This is a genomic window from Enterococcus rivorum, assembly GCF_001742285.1.
In the GTDB taxonomy this organism is placed as follows: Bacteria; Bacillota; Bacilli; order Lactobacillales; family Enterococcaceae; genus Enterococcus_L; species Enterococcus_L rivorum.
In genome coordinates this window covers 18,611-42,007 of the sequence record NZ_MIEK01000045.1, presented here as the reverse complement: position 1 = coordinate 42,007, position 23,397 = coordinate 18,611, and the positions used below count along the sequence as shown (strand labels likewise).

The 23,397-nt window shown below is 33.6% G+C and carries 16 protein-coding genes; 7 read left to right on the top strand and 9 right to left on the bottom strand.

Annotated elements, in window-relative coordinates; translation table 11 throughout:
- Positions 1–3: 3 nt before the first annotated feature.
- Positions 4–1,341 (bottom strand): nucleotide sugar dehydrogenase, encoded by a 1,338-nt coding sequence (locus BCR26_RS13405; protein WP_169818895.1) that lies wholly within the window; start codon positions 1,339–1,341, stop codon positions 4–6.
- 23 nt (positions 1,342–1,364) lie between these two features.
- Positions 1,365–2,606, bottom strand: a complete 1,242-nt coding sequence (locus tag BCR26_RS13400) for a glycosyltransferase family 2 protein (RefSeq protein WP_169818894.1) — start codon at positions 2,604–2,606, stop codon at positions 1,365–1,367.
- A gap of 271 nt (positions 2,607–2,877) precedes the next feature.
- Here BCR26_RS13400 and BCR26_RS13395 point away from each other — a divergent pair, with 271 nt between their 5' ends.
- The gene (locus BCR26_RS13395; protein WP_069699504.1) at positions 2,878–3,726 is read left to right on the top strand and encodes a helix-turn-helix domain-containing protein; all 849 of its coding nucleotides are present in this window, start codon (positions 2,878–2,880) and stop codon (positions 3,724–3,726) included.
- Between the two features lie 356 nt (positions 3,727–4,082).
- On the opposite strand, the gene ytpR is transcribed toward BCR26_RS13395, so the two are convergent.
- The 4 genes from ytpR to pepA all read right to left on the bottom strand — a co-directional run bounded on the left by ytpR (position 4,083) and on the right by pepA (position 6,790).
- Entirely contained in the window at positions 4,083–4,700 is a 618-nt protein-coding gene (gene ytpR, locus BCR26_RS13390; protein WP_069699503.1) for a YtpR family tRNA-binding protein, read from the bottom strand.
- A 162-nt stretch (positions 4,701–4,862) separates the two neighbouring features.
- Positions 4,863–5,318 (bottom strand): universal stress protein, encoded by a 456-nt coding sequence (locus BCR26_RS13385; RefSeq protein WP_069699502.1) that lies wholly within the window; start codon positions 5,316–5,318, stop codon positions 4,863–4,865.
- 64 nt (positions 5,319–5,382) lie between these two features.
- The gene (locus tag BCR26_RS13380; RefSeq protein WP_069699501.1) at positions 5,383–5,703 is read right to left on the bottom strand and encodes a thioredoxin family protein; all 321 of its coding nucleotides are present in this window, start codon (positions 5,701–5,703) and stop codon (positions 5,383–5,385) included.
- Between the two features lie 10 nt (positions 5,704–5,713).
- The gene (gene pepA / locus BCR26_RS13375) at positions 5,714–6,790 is read right to left on the bottom strand and encodes a glutamyl aminopeptidase (protein ID WP_069699500.1); all 1,077 of its coding nucleotides are present in this window, start codon (positions 6,788–6,790) and stop codon (positions 5,714–5,716) included.
- Positions 6,791–7,242: 452 nt separating this feature from the next.
- Between pepA and BCR26_RS13370 the strand changes: the two genes are divergently transcribed.
- Positions 7,243–7,584 carry a PepSY domain-containing protein gene (locus BCR26_RS13370; RefSeq protein ID WP_069699499.1) on the top strand — a complete coding sequence of 114 codons (342 nt, stop codon included), beginning with the start codon at positions 7,243–7,245 and terminating at the stop codon, positions 7,582–7,584.
- Between the two features lie 85 nt (positions 7,585–7,669).
- Here the strand turns inward: BCR26_RS13370 and BCR26_RS13365 are convergent, their stop codons facing one another.
- Positions 7,670–9,892 (bottom strand): glycoside hydrolase family 65 protein, encoded by a 2,223-nt coding sequence (locus BCR26_RS13365; protein ID WP_069699498.1) that lies wholly within the window; start codon positions 9,890–9,892, stop codon positions 7,670–7,672.
- Positions 9,893–10,700: 808 nt separating this feature from the next.
- Here BCR26_RS13365 and BCR26_RS18130 point away from each other — a divergent pair.
- On the top strand, positions 10,701–10,895 hold the full coding sequence (locus BCR26_RS18130) for a helix-turn-helix domain-containing protein (protein ID WP_169818893.1): 195 nt from the start codon (positions 10,701–10,703) through the stop codon (positions 10,893–10,895).
- Entirely contained in the window at positions 10,892–12,157 is a 1,266-nt protein-coding gene (locus BCR26_RS13360) for an AcpB/EbpR/MafR family transcriptional regulator (RefSeq protein ID WP_084387143.1), read from the top strand. The genes BCR26_RS18130 and BCR26_RS13360 overlap by 4 nt, the downstream gene beginning before the upstream one ends.
- Before the next feature lie 450 nt (positions 12,158–12,607).
- On the opposite strand, the gene BCR26_RS13355 is transcribed toward BCR26_RS13360, so the two are convergent.
- On the bottom strand, positions 12,608–13,981 hold the full coding sequence (locus tag BCR26_RS13355; protein WP_069699497.1) for a lytic polysaccharide monooxygenase: 1,374 nt from the start codon (positions 13,979–13,981) through the stop codon (positions 12,608–12,610).
- A 398-nt stretch (positions 13,982–14,379) separates the two neighbouring features.
- On the opposite strand from BCR26_RS13355, the gene BCR26_RS13350 reads away from it, so the two are divergent.
- The gene (locus tag BCR26_RS13350; RefSeq protein ID WP_069699496.1) at positions 14,380–15,843 is read left to right on the top strand and encodes an AcpB/EbpR/MafR family transcriptional regulator; all 1,464 of its coding nucleotides are present in this window, start codon (positions 14,380–14,382) and stop codon (positions 15,841–15,843) included.
- 544 nt (positions 15,844–16,387) lie between these two features.
- Entirely contained in the window at positions 16,388–17,554 is a 1,167-nt protein-coding gene (locus BCR26_RS13345) for an immunoglobulin-like domain-containing protein (protein ID WP_069699495.1), read from the top strand.
- 620 nt (positions 17,555–18,174) lie between these two features.
- Here the strand turns inward: BCR26_RS13345 and BCR26_RS13340 are convergent.
- Positions 18,175–19,146, bottom strand: a complete 972-nt coding sequence (locus BCR26_RS13340) for a ribose-phosphate diphosphokinase (RefSeq protein WP_069699494.1) — start codon at positions 19,144–19,146, stop codon at positions 18,175–18,177.
- A gap of 488 nt (positions 19,147–19,634) precedes the next feature.
- Between BCR26_RS13340 and BCR26_RS13335 the strand changes: the two genes are divergently transcribed.
- Positions 19,635–23,249, top strand: a complete 3,615-nt coding sequence (locus BCR26_RS13335) for a 5'-nucleotidase C-terminal domain-containing protein (protein WP_379962722.1) — start codon at positions 19,635–19,637, stop codon at positions 23,247–23,249.
- The last annotated feature ends 148 nt before the right edge of the window (positions 23,250–23,397 follow it).

Below are 23,397 nucleotides of genomic sequence, written 5' to 3'. Positions count from 1 at the left end.
AATTTAAATACTTAAACTTTCTTTTTGGAAATTTTGACAATTTTGGTAACTATCTTTTTTTCCATAAATAACGACATTCTTACGCTTCGATTTTAAAAGGTTAATCACATCATAAATAAGTACATCAACACTTTGAATTGCTTGATAATCACATTGATTGCAATCATTAGTAATAATTAATAAATCACAATCACTCGTCACCTCTTGTATTGTAATTCCTTCATAGGAATGACCATCACAAGCTATGATAGACTTTACATTTTCATCTATATAATCAACTTTAGCTCCGAGTAAATATAATAAATTGAAAATTTCTAAGCTTTTTGATTCCCTAATATCAGAGGAATTACCTTTATATCCCATTCCATAAACAACAATTCTAGATGTTTTAATTGGTTTATCTACTTGAGTTAGAATTTCTAGTACATTATTAACAATTCGTTGTGGTTGCCCCTTATTGACTCGATGAGCTAGATTTAAGAACTCACTTGAATGTCCTGCCTGCTGAGCTGCCCATTCTAAATACATCGGATCTAGAGGTATGCAGTGCCCCCCCACTCCTACTCCAGGAGTAAATTTCATGAAGCCAAAAGGTTTCGTGGCCGCTGCTTCGATTGTGTTCCAAATATCTATTTTCAAATGTTCACAAATTTCTGCCATCTCATTCATAAAAGCTATATTGATACTCCGAAAAGAATTTTCTAATAACTTCGACATTTCAGCAACTTCTGTACTTGTTACAATATGTACCTTATCAACAATTGATTGGTAGAAAGCCTTTGCTATCTTATAAGACTCTGGATCATCTGTTCCAACAACTTTAGGAGTATTTTTTACTTCATAAATTTCATTCCCTGGATCAACTCTTTCTGGTGAATAGGCTAAAAAAATTTTTTTATATTCATTAAAATTCCCAAAAACTTGTTTGGTTGTTCCAGGATAAGTGGAACTTTCTAATGCCACAAAACAATCTTCTTTACAGCAGTCAAAAATAATATCCGCTGCCGCCTTCACAAAAGAAATATCTGGTTCATAGTTTTCTTTCAATGGAGTCGGCACACAAACTAAAAAAATATCCGCATTCTTTAGATCTCCTCCATTAGTTGTTAAAGAAAAATGATTTTGTTTTAACACCTCTTGTAATTGGTAATCTGAAATATCTTGTATTGGAGACTGTCCAGCCTTCATCTTTTCAATTTTATTCTGATCAGTATCAAACCCAATAACTTTAAAACCACACGTCAAGCATCTTAACGCTAATGGTAAACCAACATAACCTAAACCAATTACTGTTACTATCGCTTGTTTGCTTTTTATTTTCCTAAGTAATTGACTATCCAAAGAATTCCCTCCTTGATCTAAATTCATCTTGTATTCCAACCAGATTTCTTTATTGTTATTAATGCATACAAGCGAGTAATTGCTAGCAGCACCCCATAAAAAAAAGAATAGACAGGCACAATCAAATATCTAAAAAAGTTCTTTTCAGCATAATAAACGCTTGAGATTTGAGCTACAAAAATAAAATAAAGAATTGCAAAAAGAAGCTGTATCCCATTAAAATAAATACCGTAGTTTATGGCAATAGTCACTCGCCCTAATAAAGCAAAAAACCATAAAGAGCTTTCACAAAATAAAAGAAGCCAAGTGAGAGGTTTTTTCCAAGCAAAAGTTATCATGCAATGCCACGACCTGAGAATGCTTGATTTTGTCCATCTTGTTCTTTGCTTAAAAAAACCTTTAATAGTTGATGGAACATTTGTATAACATATTGCACTTAATTGGTAAATCGTTTGATAGCCCCCCATTAGAGAATAGCTAGTTAAACATCGATCATCACCAGAAACGCAATTAATTCCAAAGACATCTTTTTTTAAAAATTGTTTCAAATTCGACAGAACAATTTCTCTTCTATGCATGCTTATCGCTCCAGAACAAACTAAAACACTGTTTAAGACTGATTGCGCACCACGACCGCATCTAAAAGCGTTAAAATACTTTATATCTTGCATTTTTGTTAAAAAATTTTGTTCAGCATTTCTTGGCAGTATATGTCCCACAGCAGAACCAACACGCTGATCCGAGAAGCATTTTACTAGTTCTCTTAAAGCATCTTTATGTAAAGTGGAATCTGAGTCTGCTAAAAAGAAAATAGCTCCTTTGGCTTTCTTAAAACTCCAGACTTGTGCTGCTTTTTTTCCTCGATTTTTTTTAAATCGATGAACATAAATTTTTACTTGAGGTATACTCTCCAAGCTTCTTACATAATTATATGCAGACAGATTTTCACTTCCATCATCTACAAAAAAAATTTCATCAGGTAAACTAGTTTGTCTTAATAAAGATTCAAAAAAAAGAGCAACAGACTTGGCATCCTCATTGTAACTCGCAATTATAACGCTTACAGATAGTTTTTTCTGCTTTTTTATCCCCTTAATTTTTTTCTTTTTTTTATAAAATAGCGATAAAATTATTTTAGTCAACATATATATAAATTGAACAGAGGTCCAAAAATAAAGAACTGTAAAAGAATATATAAATGCTCGATAAAACATTTGTGCAATCACTACTAATATTAATAAACGAACCGTAATTCTAATTTTCACTCCTGTACTGTCAAGCGACCTAATCATATCGTTCATCAAACCTTTATAATCATATTTGACAATATTTGTTTAGAAAGTTTAAAATAAGGTTTAAATCCCTATGTTTTTTGATAAAAAAACAAGTTCTACCAACCATATATATAATATATAAATCATATAAAATACCACCTTTCGTCGCTTTTTTTTTATTATAATTATAATATTAGTCTATGGAAACAGGGTAAGGTATGTTTGTATCTTATTCCGACAATTAAAATTAGGAGGAATTTAAATGCTTGTTGGAGAAATTCTAAAAAAAATTCGATTGGATAAAGGTATGACACAAGAAGAAGTCTCAAAAGGTATTATTTCTAGATCACATTTATCAGATTTAGAAAATTCAAATTACTATTGCTCTTATGATAAGTTCCTACGTATTCTCAATAGGCTAAATATTAGCATGATGGAATTTGAAAATCATTTAAATAATAGTTATTTTTATAAATCCGAGATGATTTATATTGAAATAAAAAATTTTTTAAATTCAAATGACTTGATTTTCATCAAAGAAAATTCGTTATTTTATATAAATAAACTAAAAAAAATGAATACTCTAAGAAGTCATCATACTATTTTAACGATAAATGCAGTTATTGAATATCGTGAATATGGATATGTAACAGGAGACTACAGTGAACTAAGCAACTACTTAATTAAAGTCAATGATTGGTCAAACTATGAAATAAAATTGCTTAACAATACTCTATTTATTTATGATAACGCTGCCATAGATATTCTGGGTACAAAGTTAATAAAAAAAACGAAAGTTGATTTCCAATGCAATAATATCTATATCAAAACACTGATTAATCTAAGTGATTACCATATTAATCATGGCCATTTCAACAAAGCAGTGCTTTATAGTCAAGAAGCTGAGACTGAGGCTTACAAGTCTCATTTGATTTTCGAGAAAATATTAGCATCTATCAATAAATTGATTGCCAGTTCTTATATAAATAAAAAAGTCGATCCAAAACTACTACATTCTATTCAACTTCTAAACGATTTAGACTACTCTGGACTAGCTAAATCCTTCACAGAAAAAGTACAAAAAATCGAAAATTTCATTTCAATAAAATAATAAATATAATTTAAATTTAATGTGTATTTCAACGTAAAGAAACTTAATTTTATATCTGATTTATAAAATTAAGCTGGATAAATGATGACCTATTAAATAAAATAGGAAGATAGGAAAACTGATTGTTAACAAAAAAACTAGAAAATATTTAACAAAATGGGATATTCCTTCTGCAAATTTAATTGTTCTAAATGTTTTTTAGAGGTTCCATAATATTATCAAGTTTTTCCACCTTGCCTTATGATTCTAATACTTGCTCTGATTTACTCTTTTTTATTAATCAACCATTCTTAGCTCAACAAAAAGACTAGGGCTTCCATCAACTAATTGGTATCCCTAGTCTTTAATTTGTCTATCTATTCCCCTATTGGAAATACACTTCCTACTTCTGCATCAAAAGGTAATTCTAAGATTCCTTTTTTCTCAGGAGCATCTGGCAAATGTAGCTCTTTCGCGGAACAAATCATACCAAAGCTTTCTTCTCCTCGTAAAACGCCTGGCCAAATTAGCAAGCCATCTGGCATCATCGCTCCTGGTTTTGCCACAACGACTTTTTGACCGGCTTTAATATTGGGTGCGCCGCAAACAATTTGTAAAACCTCTCCATTATCTACTTCTGTCTGAGTAATCGATAAATGGTCTGAATCTGGATGCTTCTTGCAGGATTTTACAAATCCAACGACAATTTTTGGTGTCGAATCGCTGGTTAATTGTTCTGAAAACCCTGCTTCTTTCAGCGCTTCATTCAGCTTTTCAAATTGCTCATCTGTCAATTTTACTTGTCCGCTTCCTTGAATATCCCCTAACAAGTCTGTCGCATTAAAAATATTCCAACCTACCACTTGATTATCTTCAACAGTTGAAACTCTGGCAATATCCCCTTTGCGTTCAACTTGATTCTCTTGTCCTTTATCATCTGCTACGATGACTAATAATACATCGCCTATATGGGCTTGATTATATGAAAAAATCATTTGTTCTTCGACCTCCTAATTTCTCTCCTGTCCTATCTTATCAAAAAAAGGCCATTCATGCATGATATTTCAGGTAGTTTATTACAAAAATATAAAAAATGGAAGAATCTTTTGGTCGACTCCTCCATTTTCTATTAAAAACTGCGACCCACTGTTAATGGATCAATTGATTTCAGGATGAACTATTAACACATCACAAGGCGCATGACGAATAATGTAACTGCTAACACTGCCAACTACCATTCGCTCTACCGCATTAAGTCCAGACTGTCCTACCATAATTAAATCTACATGGTATTTTTCAGGCAATTCTTTACACATCACTTCTTTTGCTACACCGTAAGTAATGAGTGTTTCAACTTGACTGAAGCCAACACTTTTAGCATATTTCTTGCATTCATCAAGAATTTCTTTAGCCTCATCGGTTTCTTGCTCAATTAAACTATCATTCATGGTTGAATAGCCCATCATCGTATAGAGTTTATTTTCTACCACATGGACGACAACGACTCGGCCTTGATTTCTTTTAGCCACTCCAATTGCCCGTTTATACGCTAGGTTTGCTTGTTCACTACCATCTACACCCACTAATATTGTTTGATAGGTTTGTGTTTCCATAGTGCTCATCTCCTGATTCTTTTTTTGTACAGGAACTATTCTTCACTTGACTACAGAACATTTTTTAACGACTAGGTAAATCTTTCAAAAACGATAGAATTTCTTGTTTCGTTTTACGATTTTTATTGACTAATCTGCCTAATTCTTTTCCATCTTCCGTTACAACAAAGCTTGGTATCCCAAAAATAGTCCATTCCGCAGCGACGTCTATAAATTGGTCACGATCAACTTCGATAAAACGAAATTCTGGATATTCGGCTTCGATTTCTGGCATCACTGGTTTAATAAAGGTACAATCGCCACACCAATCAGCTGTAAAAAAGAAGATACTTTTGCCCTTTTCTACATAGCTGGCTAATTCCTCTAAAGAAGTTGGTCTAATCATGCTTTTATACCTACTTTCCGTAAATAATAGTATTTACTGTAGATTTGTCTAATCCTTTTAAGACTTGAATAAGCAGTTCTCTTGCTGCTTCAAAATCTTTAATACTGAACATCGTTTGATGCGTATGAATATAACGTCCACAAACACCAATCACTGAACTTGGCACACCATTATTAGAAGTATGAGCCGCCCCAGCATCTGTTCCACCTTTAGATACGAAGTATTGATACGGAATATTGTTCGTTTCAGCTGTATCTAGCAAGTATTCACGCATATTTTTTAACGTAATCATGCCAGGATCAAAAATACGCAATAGCGTTCCTTCACCTAGATGACCGTAAGTTCCTTTTTTCGTTTGAGTATCATCAGCTGCTGAACAGTCTACGGCAAAAAATAAATCAGGTCTAAATTTATGAACGGCTGGTTTTGCTCCACGTAACCCAACTTCTTCTTGCACATTTGCACCAGCAATTAAAGTATGACCCAGTTGTTCATTTTGCAATGCTTCCAATGCTTCTAAGACCATTGTACAACCATAACGATTGTCCCAAGATTTACTGATGATATTTTTACCATTTGCTGTTTTAATTGTTTCTACTTGTGGAACAATCGTATCGCCAGGACGAACACCAAAGCTTTCTGCTTCCTCTTTTGATTCAAACCCAGCATCAAATAAAACATCTGTTACTTCTAATTGTTTTTGTCCACTGGTGCCACGCAATAAATGTGGTGGTACTGAAGAAGAGATACATGGATAATTTCCCTTGCTAGTTTTTAAAGTAAAACGTTGTGCTGAGACAACATAAGGATTCCAACCACCTAGAGGAACTACTCGGAATAATCCATTGTCATTGATTTGCGTTAACATAAAGCCTACTTCATCCATGTGGGCCGCAACCATTACTCGAGGTGCATCATCTGCTTTGTTTCTCTTTAAGCCAAAAATACCACCTAAACCATCATATTGAATATCGTCTACTAATGGTGTCATATGCTCTTTCATATAGGCACGAATATCCTCTTCAAATCCACTTGTTCCTTGTAATTCAGTTAACTCTTTAATGCGTTGAAATGTTTTTTCTTCCATTATATGTTTTCCTGCCATGTTTTGGGTTATTCCGCTAACCCATCAACCAATTTTTGACGGTTAAAAGTCAGTCTGACTTTCTCGAAAAGCAGGAACTCCTTTCATGATATGATTTCATCCTTATTATAACGCAAAATAAAATAATTGAACAATTGTTTTACTGTTTCAAAAGGATCACTCTTTTTTCCTTACAACTAATTCTTCCTATCTCTTATTTACTACCTTGTCAAATATAGGTTAAAAGTTAAGATAGTAGCTTTTGATTAGAATCTTACACCATTTTAAATGTATCTTGATACTCTCAAATAGTTGGTTGAAAGAGACCAGTCGTCTAAGTTAATTTCTCTACAAAATAATCGTTTGTTTTCCTACAATCTGCAACAGTATGTTAAAATGAACACATAGCCAACTATTTTTTGGCAAACTTTTGAGAGTATAGGAGGTTATTCCTAATGAATGATGAAAATGAATTAAGTTATTTTAAAGGTGGTTTAGCTTTAGGTGTCAGTGTGGGGCTCTTAAGTGGGATTGCTTCTGCAATGTGGTATAACAAAAAAAGAACAATGGATGCGGACTTAGTATTGGAAGATGTAAAAAAGGCTTTTCTTGAAGAAGGTCCTATTGAAGGCTCATGGATTGAATTTGAGAAAAAACCGTTAAGAAAATTTGCGATCCACTCAAAAACATATAATGGTGGTATTTCACGGTTAGAAGATGGAAATAGGGTGCAATATGAATTTATTGCAGATGCTTACACAGGGACAGTTATTGATATTAAACGACTTAAAGAGTAAAAAATACCAGATTCTAGGATACACAAAACCTAGAGTCTGGTATTTTTTATGCTGACGAAAAAAAGTTTCCCCAATTTTTGGTTCCTTATCCTTCAGTCAATTTGATTGTAATAACAGATTTATCCGCTGTAATCGTAATAGGTTTTCCTGCTTCTTTAATTTCTGCTGAAATTCTTTTAAGGGAAATATGAAAGGCAATTAAGTTCCCAGCGATTTTCAATTTGAACTCCAGCTCTTTAATCTCTTCTGGCAAATGATTTCGAACGACTATTTTATCTTCTAAATAAGACAACCCCGCAAAACCATAAATCATACTTAGCCAGCTGCCACCCATATTCGCCGCATGAATCCCATCTTTAACGTTCCCTTGTAAATCTGTTAAATCCATCAACGCTGTATCCATAAAATAAGAATACCCTTTTTCAGGTTGATCTGTGCGACTGGCTAAAATACTAAAAACAGAACGAGATAAAGATGAATCATGTGTTGTAACAGATTCATAGTACTCGTAATCACGAATGATTTGTTCTTTTGAATAATCTTGCGGAAATAAAAGCTCTGCTAATAATGCATCTGCCTGTTTACACACTTGATACTTATAAATAACCATTGGATGATAATGCAACAACAGTGGATAGTTTTCTTTTGGCGTTTGACTAAATGGCCAAACCTCTTTTTCAAAAAATGAATCATCCTGTTTCACTCGTTTTGTCTCTTCATCGTAAGGTAAATAAATTGCTTCCGCTGCTTTACGCCAATCAGCATATTCATTTTGAACGCTCAGGTTATGGTAACGTTCTGCTAATTCAACAGCATAGCGTAAGTTATTTTGCGCCATTTTGTTTGTATAGTAATTGTTATTTACTAGGGCGGTGTATTCATCTGGCCCAGTGACACCATTAATGCAAAACTGTTGTTTGCCATTTTTCTTGATCCAACTACCATACGATAGCCAAAATCTGGCTGTTTCATAGATGACTTCTGCCCCTACTTCTTTAATGAAAGCTGAATCACCTGTTACTTTTTCATAAAGTTGAAAAGCATAACTAATATCTGCATTTATATGGACTTGTGCCGTTCCTGCTGGATAGTATGCACTAGCTTCTTCCCCATTGATGGTTCGCCAAGCAAATAATGCTCCTTTTTGACCCATTTCTTTCGCACGTTCTTTAGCTTTTGGCAAAATATAATGACGATAGCTTAACAATTCCTTCGCGATTTCTGGCTGTGTATAAATAAAGAACGGCAAAATGTACATCTCTGTGTCCCAAAAATAGTGCCCTTCATATCCTTCGCCTGTTAAACCCTTAGCAGAATAATTCGTTTTCCCCTCACGACCAGCGCTTTGAAATAGATGAAATAAGTTAAATCGTAACCCTTTTTGTAAGGCTTCATGTCCATCTATACGAATATCACTAACCGTCCAAAAATCATTAACCATCTGTTCCTGCTGGATTAATAACTCTTCATAAGTCATTCCAGTTAGACGCTTTTGAAAATCTTCAACGGTCTGTTCTGTCACCTTTGTATCAACATAAAAATCAGAAAAAGCAACGACATTGATTGCTGATTTAATGCTTCTTGGTTGAACTAAAATAGAGGCTCTAGAAATCAGAGGATCAACACTTTGTAATTCTCCTGTCTGCTGATTCATTTGAGTAAATAAAACCGTTTGTTGACTCTGTTCTGTTGTCAAAGAGGCGATCTGTGAATTTCTATATGCCATTTTCAGCTGACTTTTTGATGAAGCTACTCGTGGATCTGACGTATCAGTCAATTTTGTCTGTTTTAAGTTAAGCAATTGCAGATCCTTTTCAATAATAACTTCTCCAGCAAAGTTACTTTCCGAAATACTGTATTTACTAGCATATATTTCTCGGTATTTGAACGACGTAAACGATTGAATGGTTAATTTCAATTGTTTATTGTTTTTTGTTCTGATTAAGTAACTTTCTTCCAGCTTGCCCCGATGCATATCCAAGTAAAAAGCTTCTTTCGTGATTGACCATTGGCTTTGATCTGAGCGTTCCCCTTCAATTTCAAGAACAATTCCACGAATATCAGGTAACTTAACAATCGTTTGATGATTTTTAGCATAACCATATGCCCATTCCCCATAAACAATGGGATAAGAATCATAAAAGCCATTCATAAACGTCCCTGGATTTCCTACTACAAATCCCCTTTTTATCGGTTCAGAAGCCCTTACCCCAACGTGTCCATTACTAAGAGTAAACAAAGTCTCTAAATATTCGGGGCTATCATTCCCTACATCGGATAATTTCAATAAAAACTCTGAATTAAACATCTGCTCCTGCTCCTTTATCTCGTACGAAAATAAATACATATTCTCGCTAAATTGAATAGTAAACATCTAAAGAGTAACATGAAATTAGATTGTATAACAACCAGAATCAAGAAAACTTGATACAGTAACCGTTTATCCAAAAATATACCTGTCATCTCTTCTGTCAAAAGCTCAACATTTGACTTCATATTTAATACCGAAATGCACAAAAAAAGGGAACAGAAAAAGTACCTAAGAAAAACTAAGATAAACAAGGCTCTTTCTACAATTCTTTATTATTCGTTCCCTGACAACCGTTTCATTCTATTAAATTAAAATAGTTCCCGATGCTCTTATCTATTGAAAATACATTCGCTCATTGCAATGATTCAGCAATTATAGGTTGCGACAGAGATGAATATTTATAAACCGATAATCAATATTTACTGATTTTAATTCAATATAATGTCATACTCTTTTTTAATCGGTTTCCATTTTACCCCTTCTATAGTGAAATAAACAGTCAATTTATTCCTCATATCCAGTCATTTATGACTAAAAATTTGTTTTTTATATAAAAAAATAATCAAAAAAATGTTTTTCCCAAAATAGAGTAACTTACTTGTCGAACCGAACATGTTTCCCAATCAATTTTTTCTACCAAAAAGAACAAATATGAATTGCTTTCCTTACCATTTTCTTAATTTTCCTTCACGACATTTTAAGTTCTCTTTGCATTCTTATTTCTAGACAAAGATACATCTTAAGGGTAAACTGATTCCATAGTCTAGCATTTATATTAATTTTAAAAATGGAAAATGGTGATATCATGAGACAAATTTTGTCTTCAAAAACACGTCGACAATTGGAACTAGTTGAGCTTTTATTTGATAATGAATGGATCACATTTGTAAAAGCTTCGGAACAATTAAAGGTTCCTACAAAGACATTAAAAACAGATATAAACGAATTAGATATGTTATTTAATAAAATACGTATTAAAATTTCAAAAAACATGGTATAAATTTAGTTGTTGACTCTAATTTTTCAAGAGCGAATATATATCAAACTTTTTTAAAGAACAGCATTGAATTCCAAATTATTGAAAGTGTCTTTGCAACTAACTTTACCTGTATGATTGACTTAGCAAATGAATTATTTATAAGTATCTCCACCCTGAAAAGAATCGTTTCACGAATCAACAAGGTCATCCAAGTAGAAGGTTTCATTATTAATCTAAAAAAAATGCGACTGTCTGGCGATCCTTTAAGTATTTGCAATTTTATGCAATATTATTATAAAGAAAAATATGTAACTGCTGACCGTTTACTCTCGCCTTTACAGTTAGCTATTCTAGATCAGATTTTATTGGAAACGCTAGAAGAACAATTTCCTGAATCTACTCCACATGTTAATTTTTCTTTTTTAAACAAATTACGTTTTTGTACCTATGCTGTCATCATATTCTTAAAGCATGATACTTCTGGCTTACTTTACAGAAAACCTCAGGAGTCTTTTGGTATATTAACGAACACTCACATATGCGATGAATTTTTCAAGCAATTCTCCGTAAAATTGACTGGTTTTGTGCTAAGCAATATCTTCCATTGTTTTTTCGATCCAAGTTACATACGTTCCATTGACAATTTGAATGCAGAAGCAACATTGAATCCTCAAATTCAAAGACAACAGCATAAAATCATGTCATTTATTCAGGAACTGGAGAAAAAAATAAATTGTCCTTGCCAGAAAAAGAACAATGTTTTATTACATCTTTACAATTTACAAAATCAAATTCATGGTAGAACTTATATTTTCTACGATACTAATAGAGAATTCTACTTAAATTTACTGCATTACTATGGTAGTTTCATTTCTGATATTATGCAATCTTTAGAGGCTATTTTCTATAAAACACCTCATAAAGAATACCTTTTATATCAAGCTTTTTTCATGCTCTTAACAAATTGGCCTGATTTATTAGAAAGTCTAGAACGTCCCACTTGTCCTATTAAGGCAGGGATGCTTTATGATGCCAATAAAGATTATGTAGAGATATTAGCAAAAAAAACAGAATACTATTTGAACAATCGATTTATCTGCACACCACTTCCTGTTTCTTCAATTGCAGAATTAGAGGCTGTTGCACCTTTGTTTGATTGCATTATCACAAACATTTCAGACATTTCTGTTCCTAAAGTTCCTGTTATCGTAACACCACTACTTTTCGATGTTGAGAGTTTTGACAAATTAAATTATTTTTATGAACATCATTTTAAGAAATAGGCTTTATTTTTTTGAAACTAATTTGTATTGATATTGACGAACCATTGACAACACTAGCTATACCTACTCAATTCCAGCAATCTTTTTTTATAACGTATAATTAGAGAGACAAACCTTAGTTTATCACTCATCCATCCTGTCATCATCAGCACTTGTTTTGTGTCCGCTATTCCAATGTTCTAATTCGTATACAAGTTTTTTTCAACAATAGAACTTAGCTATTCTTGCATGTTTTGCTTGAATAGCTATTTTTATTAACAATCTGTTGGTTGCTCCAAATGAAATATAACCGCATGAATTCAATTTTTTCAAACTGACTCCATACGGTTATATACATTTTATTAAATTCCACCCAAAGTTTCTATTTTAGCAAGTTTTTTCTCACGACTAATCAGAATTTCTGAATTGCCTATAAAGAGAACTACTAATTCTTACTGTAAGTTTTAACTTTTATTTAAATAAAGAATTTGCTCCTGGAGCCCATGTTATATCTCCATAGTTATTATGAGTAATTGTTACTTTGTATTCTTTTCCTTTATATTGAACTTTTTCCCCAGCTGTGTATAATTCTGGTTTTGAAAATGTTCCTAATTTCCATTCTCTAACGCCACTAGGTACTTCTTCTTTTGGTTTTGTCGTTACTACAAATGGTGCGCTTAAATCAGAAGCATTGCCTCCAAGACTTATAGCCTTCACTGTATACGTATATTTAGTGTTTGCTTTCAAAGCAGTATCTTTAAAGCTAGTTTTTTCAGTTGTCGCTACTTTTTTACCATCACGGTATACTTCATAGTGCTTCACACCTAAGAAATGTGTTGATTTGCCCCACATTAAGTCTACAGAACTATCTGTTGTTCCCATAGAATGGACACTTGTTGGTGCTGTTGGTTTTTGGTTGTCCTCAACTTCAGAAGATTGCGTCTTAACTGTTACAATATTGCTTTTTTCTGAAATTTTGCCATTGAACCCAACTGCTTCAACCTGATAGCTATAGCTTGTGTTTTCTTTCAAATTGCTGTCATTAAATTGGATTGCTCCAACTGTTCCTACTTTTTGATTGTTACGGTATACATTGTATTCTTTTGCATCATTTACTTTGTTCCACGTTAATTTAGCTGATGAAGTTGTTACTTCAGAAGCTTTTACATTTGTTGGTTTTTCTGGTGCTACTTCAACTGGTGGAAGTACTTCACCATTACTTTTAACATTAACGTCAATTACATTATAAAACGCATTTGGTGTATCTGCTACATCCCATACCGCTAGAATAACATTGTACCCAGAACGATCTGTTGGCACATTAATTTTATGTGATAAATTATTTGAAGCTGCTGAGTTATCATGTGCAACTGTTCCAATCAATTCTAAATCTTTTCTAGCCAACGGCTGATCTGGGTTCCACCCTTGTTTAGTCATGTAATAGTGCCATTTCGTTGTACTATGAGGAGCTGTATACTTCCAAGTGAATGTATTCATCCCTGATTTAATATCTGTTTTTTTCCAACGATTTACGCCAGTATTGTCTAATACAAAGTCACTAATCTGACCTAAGCCACCATTAGCAGAAGCAATGCGTCCGTCAGCTGGTCCAGCTTGTGGAAATCCTTTTGGTGCTTCTAATGATTGTGGATTTGTTATAACATTTCCATACATTTCATAGGCTTGTGTCCAGCCCATCGTATTTTTATCTAAAGATCCTTGATAGCCACGTGCTGGTGGTGATTCCACATAGCCATGTGCCATTGCTTCATCTGCTGCTGTCAGCCCCACGCCAATTGATAATGCTAAAGTTGCCATCGTTAGACCTAAAATATTCTTTTTCATAAATTTTTTCCTCCAATTTCAATTTTTAAAAATAAGGTGAACATCATTTAGGCAAATTAAAAATGTTGTTGATTCCCTTACTTCACAGTATAGATAAATTTTTTAATAATAAATATCAACTATCTCTCTTCGTTAAGAAGTTTTTGAACAAAAAATATATTTTTTACTCCTTTTTCTTCTTAAAACATGATTCTATTCACAAAAAAATCAAATCTGATTCATTTTTCGGTCTAAATTTGAATAAAATGGATTTTTCTTTTCAAACATCTTATTTTTTTCCCATACTTAAACTATTTACTAGACAAAAAACATAACTTCACGCTAAAATGGTCAACGGAACATAGACTATACCCAGAAGCCTATCTCTAGAATAATTAAAGCAGAAGGTGTTAGACATAATGAAGCAAATTTTATCTTCAAAAAACCGACGTCAATTAGAGTTCATTGAATTACTTTTCGAAAATGACTGGATTACACTTACTAAAGCATCTGAACTATTAGGTGTTCCAACTAAAACATTAAAAGTAGATATCCATGATTTAGAAACATTATTCGATCAAGTAACGATTGAAACGTCAAAGAAGCACGGTGTCAGTTTAATGATTGAGCCTAGTTTTTGTAAAGCTAGTATTTACCAATCTTTTTTAAAAAACAGTCTTGAATTCCAATTAATCGAGAATATATTTGTCCAAAATACTCTCAGTATAAATGAATTGGCAGACGATCTTTACATAAGTGTTTCCACTACCAAACGAATGATTTCAAGGATTAATAAAGTGTTACAATTAGAAGGCTTCTCGATTCATCCAAAAGAAATGAAATTAATGGGTGATCCCCTAAGTATCTGTAATTTCATGAAGCGCTACTATACTGAAAAATATGCTACTGCAGAGACTTTGATGTCTGCAAATCAAATTGAGCTATTAGATACAGTATTACTAAGCACACTTGAAGAGCACTTTCCAAATGCTATTGCTTATCAAAACTATTCTTTTTTGAATCGACTACGAATTTCCGCTTATACCATTATCCAATTTTTAAAAACCGATGCTGGTGACTTGTTAAATGTTGCTCCGCCTGAAAAAGAATTTTCTATAGTAACGAATAAACAAGTGACCAGTGAATTTTATCGTCAATTCCTTCTGCAGTTGACTCCTTTTACCTTGAGTAATATTCTATATTCGTTTTTCAATTCTAATTACGTCTATTCAATAGAAGAACTACTTACAAAAGTTAAAACAGATTCTCCTACTCAAAGAAAATACAACAAGATTACTTCATTAATTCAAGATTTAGAAAAGAAGATTGATTGTCCATGTACTAATTTTGACGATTTGCTACTTCAACTCTACAATCTAGATAATCAACTTTGTGGCAGAACCTTTATTTTGTACAACACAAATAAAGAATTTTACATCAGTTTATTAAATGTGTACGGCTCTTTTGTTTCTGATATGATCCATTCCTTACAAGGCATTTTCTATCAAACACCTCATAAAGAGTATATTGTCTATGAAGCATTTTTTGTGCTCTTTACGAAATGGGAGAATTTTCTAGAAAGTCTTGAGTGTTCCGTCCCTTCTATTAAAGCAGGTCTTTTATTAGATACTGGAAAAGAATTTACAGAAATTTTAGCTAAGAAAATGGAATATTATTTCAACAATCGGTTTGTATGTACACCGATTAACCTTTCCTGTTTGGATGAGTTAGAAAAAATAGCATCATCTTTCGACTGTATTATCACAAATATTCCAACTATTTCTCTCACTAACGTCCCTGTCATTGTGACTCCTGTTGTGTTTAATACAAAAAACTTCGATAAACTGATGGTTTTTTACGAAAACTATTTTAAAGGAAAATAATTTTTGGCAAAAATCTATTTATAAAAAAACAGCTCCAACAGTTCTCTCTCCTTTCATTCTCTATATAAAAAAATCGAATGCCATTTATTTATCCTGTTACACAGAGGAAATAAATAGCATTCGATTTTTTACTACCTTCCAGTCAAACCTATCAAAATAACAAACAATAGCTTTCACACAAGTCATCCTATTCGTTTCATTTGCTTAAAATTTTTTTTTCAAATATCATTAATTTATACATCCAGTTTATTTAATTAAAATAGCTATCCGTTATAAATAGAATGTAAATGATTCATTTAGTGAATAGTTATTTTACTGACTACTCAAGAGAAAGCATTTATTTTTTCTCCAATTACTTTGTTATAATATGGACTTTCCATATTATATATATCGTTTGGATGATGAGACCCGTTTATTTTTTGAAAGGTGCGTGATTAATGATTAAAATTTTTTTACTATAGAACTATCCATTACTAAACACCCGGCCTGTTTATTCTTTTTCTCGAAAGGAGTTTCAAGTTTTAAGTAGGGGAGGCGTTTTAAAATGAAAGCAGTATTGTATAAATTTCTTGTTGTTGGCTACACTATAGCGATTGCTGTAGGAGCATTTTCTTTATTATTATTTTCAGTGCAAATCAATCATTTCGCTGATACACATGAAGAATCTTCAAGAATGGAAAAACAAACAACGAAACCTGCGAATGATTCATTTAAAATTGCATCTGGACCTTATTATAAAAAAATTGAATGTAACGAGAAATTTAAAATGATTGACATTTTTCCAACTATTAAACAGGCAGACTCAAACGTTCAAGTAACCAACACAGATTATGATATTACCAAAGTAGGAACAACCTTAGTTACTGTAACTTTAAAAAATGAGCTGGGAGAAAAAACAACTCGGCTTCTGATTTTAGAAGTCGTTGACACAAAAGCTCCTACCATCGTTGCTGAAAACATCCAATTATACGTCGGCACATCTTTTGATGCAATGCATGAGGTAACGGCTCATGATGAAGTCGATGGGGATATAACGCAAAAAATAGAAGTTAAAGGTAGTGTTAACCTACAACAATCCGGCGAATATCCCTTAGAATATCAAGTAAGCGATACAAGCCACAATACAACAAAAATAAACAGGACAGTGACCGTTATTCCAAATGAAGTAGTTTCTAACAATGAACTAGTAGTAGCATCAAAAAATGATACTACAAGTACCCAAGAAGACTCTGCAGCCAATCAAAAACCTGGTGCTGTACCTGTTGCACCACCTGTCGCTACAGCACCTGCTTATCAACCAAGTTCTTTATACATTGCAGGAGTACAAGTTCCTTATCAAAATGGTGGTCAAGGAGCTGGTCAAGGAATTATTGACGGTAACCCATATGGAGTTGCATCTACATGGGGGGGCGCATCTGTTCAATCAGGAAATGATGGTCAGAATACTCATTTTATCGGACATACACCTGGAATTTTTTCAGTATTGTTCTCCGTTGGTATCGGAAGTACAATCATTGTGACTGATTCGGCTGGAACACCTACCGCTTATGTGGTCAATAATATTTTGCATCTGGATGATGCTGGAAGCGAATTAGGTACAGGCACAAGTTATTGGGATGTCACTGTAGGAGCTGGCGGAGGCGAAAGAATTACTCTGCAAACCTGTATTTCAGACACAGAGAATTTAATGATTTTTGCTTCTGCATCCTAGTCATTTTGTACGTAAATAAAAACATAGAAAGATTCTCAAATGATGAAATTACTTACAACAATATTTTAGCTGGTAAGGAATAGCTTTTATCCTATTTCTTACCAGTTATCCATTTTTACTTTATCAAAATGTTTCATTACCTATTTTTTTGATAGAAAAAACTTATTCCAAAATTTAAAGACTAGACTAAAAATGCTCGAATTCAGGAAAATCGGCCAACTTAAAAAAAATTGCTCCTGAGAAAATCAGTGTGTCGTTCTTTTTTGATAAACGAGAAACCCTCCCATCAAGTATGTTACACCATGATTATATCCTGGTATCAAAAAGCAATAGCCCTCTAACTTGCGGATGGATTCCATAAGCAACAACCTGAATCTATTTTTCAACTATCCCTTCATCATTAATATTTTAAATGCTCGCATTTACATTACCCTTTACTTTTTATTGCATCTTTGCGGTCCACTATCTTACTTTTCAAAATTATTATATTTCCAAGCATATTACTAAAATGACAATCACCTGCAAAAAAGGTCGAAATAAAAATCGGCAAAAAAACACCTTCAAAACAACCATTTTTTGTTTGGTCTTGAAGATGCTTTAAATGCTGTATTCAATTATTATTAATGTTTTTTAGTTTCAAACAAAGGGCTTACTGGTTTATTTTCATGGATGCGTTTAATTGCATCACCAATTAATTCACCCACACTCACTTCATCAATTTTATCAATTTTACGATCATCTGACAGGTAAATAGAATCCGTTACAACTAAACGAGTAATCGCTGATTCTTCAATTCTCTGTAATGCTGGTCCTGATAAAACTGGATGGGTACATGAAGCGTAAACTTCTTTTGCCCCTGCTGCTTCTAAAGCGTTTGCTGCTAGCGAAATTGTGCCAGCCGTATCAATCATATCATCGATTAATACACAGGTTTTTCCTTCCACATGTCCGATAATATTCATTACTTCAGCAACATTTGCTTTTGGACGACGTTTGTCAATAATTGCAATCGGCGATTTTAAATGTTCTGCTAATTTACGAGCACGAGTTACTCCACCATGGTCTGGGGAAACAACAACAACATCGTCTCCTTTAATTCCACGTTCAATAAAGTAATCAGCAATTAATGGAGCGCCCATTAAATGATCCACTGGGATATCGAAAAATCCTTGAATTTGAACAGCATGCAAGTCTAGTGTTAACATTCTAGTCGCCCCTGCTTTTTCTAGCATATTAGCAACTAGTTTGGCTGTAATCGGTTCACGAGCTCTTGCTTTACGATCTTGACGAGCATAACCATAATATGGCATTACTACGTTGATTGTTTTGGCACTTGCACGTTTTAATGCATCAATCATAATTAATAGTTCCATCAAGTTATCATTCACAGGACTACTCGTTGATTGAATCAAATATACATGTGAACCACGAATACTTTCTTCGATGTTAATTTGAATTTCACCATCACTGAACTGACTTACAGAAGATTTTCCTAATTCTACACCTACAGCATTTGCAATTTTTTCTGCTAACGGGCGATTCGAGTTAAGAGAAAAAATTTTCAATCTTGGATCAAAATAATGTTTTGACATGAGGACCTCCGCTTTCTTTTAATATAATGACACCCTTCAACAAAAACAAATTTACGTTACACTACCAACAGATTTTGTGAGGTTCATCATTCACTATTACATACATACTAAATAGTAGTCACTTTTGGTAAATAAATCAAGTAATTTTAGGCTTTTCTCTAAAATTAATCCTAAATTCTCATATAAAACTTTCAGGACATTTAGACTATCCTTGATTGTTTTTTCACAAACTCGCTTCAAGCGTAATAAAAACCCTTTAAATACACCGAAAAGAAACGACTTAGTTCGACTCCTTCGACTTTAATGCACCCTAGCTCTGTAGATACATTAAGTTTTAGTGAGAAAGAAGAAAATAGTATTCGATTCTGAATGTTTCCTTGCTAAAATGAAAGCGTATTATTTCTGAAAATATTTCTGCCATAAGGAGGGTTTTTGTGAAAAAGAAAAAATTGAAGCAATTTAAGTTAGGGTTTTATTTAGTACTTTTCTTGACAATAGTTATGGTTTTCAACGTACCAACTGCTTTAGCGATAGAAAATAGCAACAATCAATCACCAAAAGAAGAAACTGTTCAAAATTTAACGATTTTAGGCACCTCAGATGTTCATGGTCAATTATGGAATTGGTCCTACGAAGACGACAAGCAAATACCAGTAGGATTGTCTCAAGTCAGTACAGTGGTAAAAAATATTCGAGCAGAAAATCCAAATGGAACTTTACTTATTGATAATGGGGATATCATTCAAGGAACCATTTTGACAGATGATCTGTACAACAAAAAGCCATTAAGTGATCAAAAAAATCCTGTGATTCAAGCGATGAATTATATGGAATATGACGCAATGGTGTTAGGAAATCATGAGTTTAACTTTGGTTTAGACCTCATCAAAAAAATAGAAGATGAGGCTAGTTTCCCTCTTCTATCTGCCAACACTTACTTAAAAACAAAAAATCAGAGATTCGTTAAAGGTACTACTAAAAAAGAAATCGATTTAGATGGCGATGGAACAAAAGATTTGACTGTCGGAATTATTGGTTTAACTATTCCTCATATTCCTTTCTGGGATGGAGGGAAAGTGGAATCTTTACGGTTTGAACCACTGAAAGAAGAAGCAGAACTAGCAGTTGCAGAATTCGAAGGCACAGCTGATATTATCGTTGCCTCAATTCATGCCGGTCGACAAAATAGCGATCCTGCGGCAAGTGCCGATCAAGTCATCAGCAACGTAAGTGGTATTGATGCTTATATTTTAGGACATGACCATCGTTCTTTTGCGGAAAAAGTTCAAGGGCCTACAAAGCTTGTACCCATTGGTGGTCCTCGTGATACAGGTGTCCAAATGGTCCGGATTGATTTAGCAATTGAGAAAAATACCGAAAATAAATGGCAAGTCAAGAACAGCCAAGCTGAAATTATTGATACAACCAAAGTTGCCGCTGATAGCCAACTGAAAGAAAAAACGAAAGAATACCATGAAACAACACGTACCTTTATTTCAAAGCCTATCGGAACAGCGACAGGTGATTTTTTACCAAAAGAAGAAGTCAAAGGAATTCCAGAAGCACAATTACGTCCAACAGCTATGATTTCCTTAATCAATAACGTTCAACGAAAAGTTACCGGTGCTCAAATCGGTGCCGCTGCCTTATTCAAAGCAGATAGTAAACTGAATGCTGGAAATATCTCTTATTCTAATGTATTTGATATTTATAAATACCCTAACACCTTAGTCAGTGTGAATATTACAGGAGCAAATCTTCTGAAATACATGGAAAACCAAGCAGCTTACTATAATACCCCACAACCAGATGATTTAACTATCAGTTTTAACAAAAATATTCGTGTCTACAACTATGACATTTTTTCTGGAATTAACTATAAAATTGATATCTCAAAACCTGCTGGTGAACGAATTATCAATCCTACAATTGAGGGAAAACCTGTAAATCTTCAAGAAACATACACGATTGCTATGAATAATTACCGCTATGAAGGATTGTTAAGTCAAAAAATCGTCACAGAAGCACCTCTTAAATCCACTGATCCAGAAACGCTAAGAGGCTTTATTGCTGACTATATTCAAGAAAAAGGAACTCTTGATCCAGAGAAGGAAATAGAAAAAAATTGGGAAGTTGTAGGTTATCATTTTAATAGTAACTGGCGCAAATTAGCTGTTCAGTTAGTAAATGATGGCGTATTGAAAACAGAGGCTTCTGCTGACGGTAGAACACCGAATGTCAAAGCAATTACTAAACAAGAGGTCATTAATGCCGGTTACGAACCAACAATCGTTACAATCATGCACACTAATGATGTGCACGGTCGCATGGAAGGAAATGGAAAAGACGTTTTAGGTATGGCTCGATTAAAAACATACAAAGATATAGAAGAACCAGAGCTTTTAATTGATGCCGGAGATGCCTTACAAGGACTTCCTATCTCTAACTTTTCTAAAGGGATGGATATGGTAGAAATAATGAATGCTGTTGGTTATGATGCGATGGCTGTTGGAAATCATGAATTTGATTTCGGTTTTGAAACTGCGATGAAATATCAGGAAGCAATGAATTTCCCGCTTCTTTCCGCCAATACCTATAAAGGCAACGAAAGAATATTTAAACCTTATACAATCGTAGAAAAAGCTGGCAAAAATTATGCCATCATTGGTGTAACAACGCCTGAAACTGGAAATAAAACCCATCCAAATAATGTGAAGGGACTAACATTTAAAGAACCTATCGACGAAACAAAAAAAGTGATTCATGAAATCCAAAAATCCGGGAAAAAAATTGATGCATTTATTGTTACTGGTCATTTAGGCATTGATGAAACCACTCCTGAAAAATGGCGAGGAGATACTTTAGCAGAAACATTAAGTAAAGAATTTGGTACCTTAAATATCACTGTTTTGGATGGTCATTCTCATACAGCAGTCAAAGGTGGCAAACGTTTCGGCAATGTCATCTATAACCAAACAGGAAACTATTTAAACAATGTTGGGATGGTAACCATTGATTTAGTAGATTTTTCAAAAAAAGAAGCTACTTTAACTTCAGCCCAAAATTTAGCTACTCTTCAAGAAAATTCTACCATTAAAACTTTAGTAGATGCTGCTGCAGCAAGGTTTAAAGAATGGGGTTCTAAAGAAGTCATCCCTTACAATCCTTTCCAATTTAACGGGGAACGTGATAACGTCCGAACAAGAGAAACGAATCTAGGCAATGTCATTAGTGATGCGATGCTGGCTTATGGTCAGGATGGATTTAGTAATCCAAGTGACTTCGCTGTGACAAACGGTGGTGGGATTCGCGCAAACATCGAACCAGGTGCAATTACTTTAGGGGATATCATTGCGGTATTACCGTTTGGTAATAGTATTGCACAAATTGAAGTCACTGGGGCACAAGTGAAAGAAATGTTTGAAATGTCTCTTCGCTCAGCTCCTCAAAAAGCAGAAGATGGTACAATTCTGTTAGACGATTACAAACAGCCTAAACTTGGTGCTAACGGCGGATTTTTACACGTTTCCAGCACCATTCGAGTTCATTATGATTCTGTGAAAAAAGGAACGCTTTTACCTAATGATGAAGGGAATGGAACCGGCAAAAACATAGTAGGTGAACGTGTTTTACAAGTAGAAATTCAAAATCGTGAGACAGGTAAATTTGAACCCATAGATAAAAAGAAAACCTATCGCATGGCAACCAATGATTTTTTAGCTGCTGGCGGTGATGGGTATACTATGCTGGGAGGAGAACGAGAAGAAGGACCTTCTCTAGATACGGTCTTTATCAATTATTTAGAACGAGCAACGGCAATCCGCGCCTACGATGCCACATCAGCAGTTGATTTAACTCAATACAAAGAGCCCTTCCCTGGTAAACGAATTGTTTCCATTTCTGAAAAAGACTTCAATTCGAAACAAATACCAAAACCAGAAGAAGAAAAAGAAAAAGAAAAAGAAAAACCAAAAGACAAAACAGATAAAAAACAGGAGTTCCCTCTAACAGGTGAACAAGTAACTACCTACTTTGGTATAGGTTTTGTGATCATTTTGATTTCTGGAAGTATTTATGTTTATAGAAAAAAGAAAGCTAGTTAATCACACGAGGATCTCTTACTATAAGTAAAAAAATTACTCGTGTCTACTAGCTTAAAATCATTCGAATCAAAACAGAAGATTTAATTTTAAAAAAATGCTAAGAGCTAGAATCTTATTCTAACTTATTAGCATTTTTTTATTAAACTTC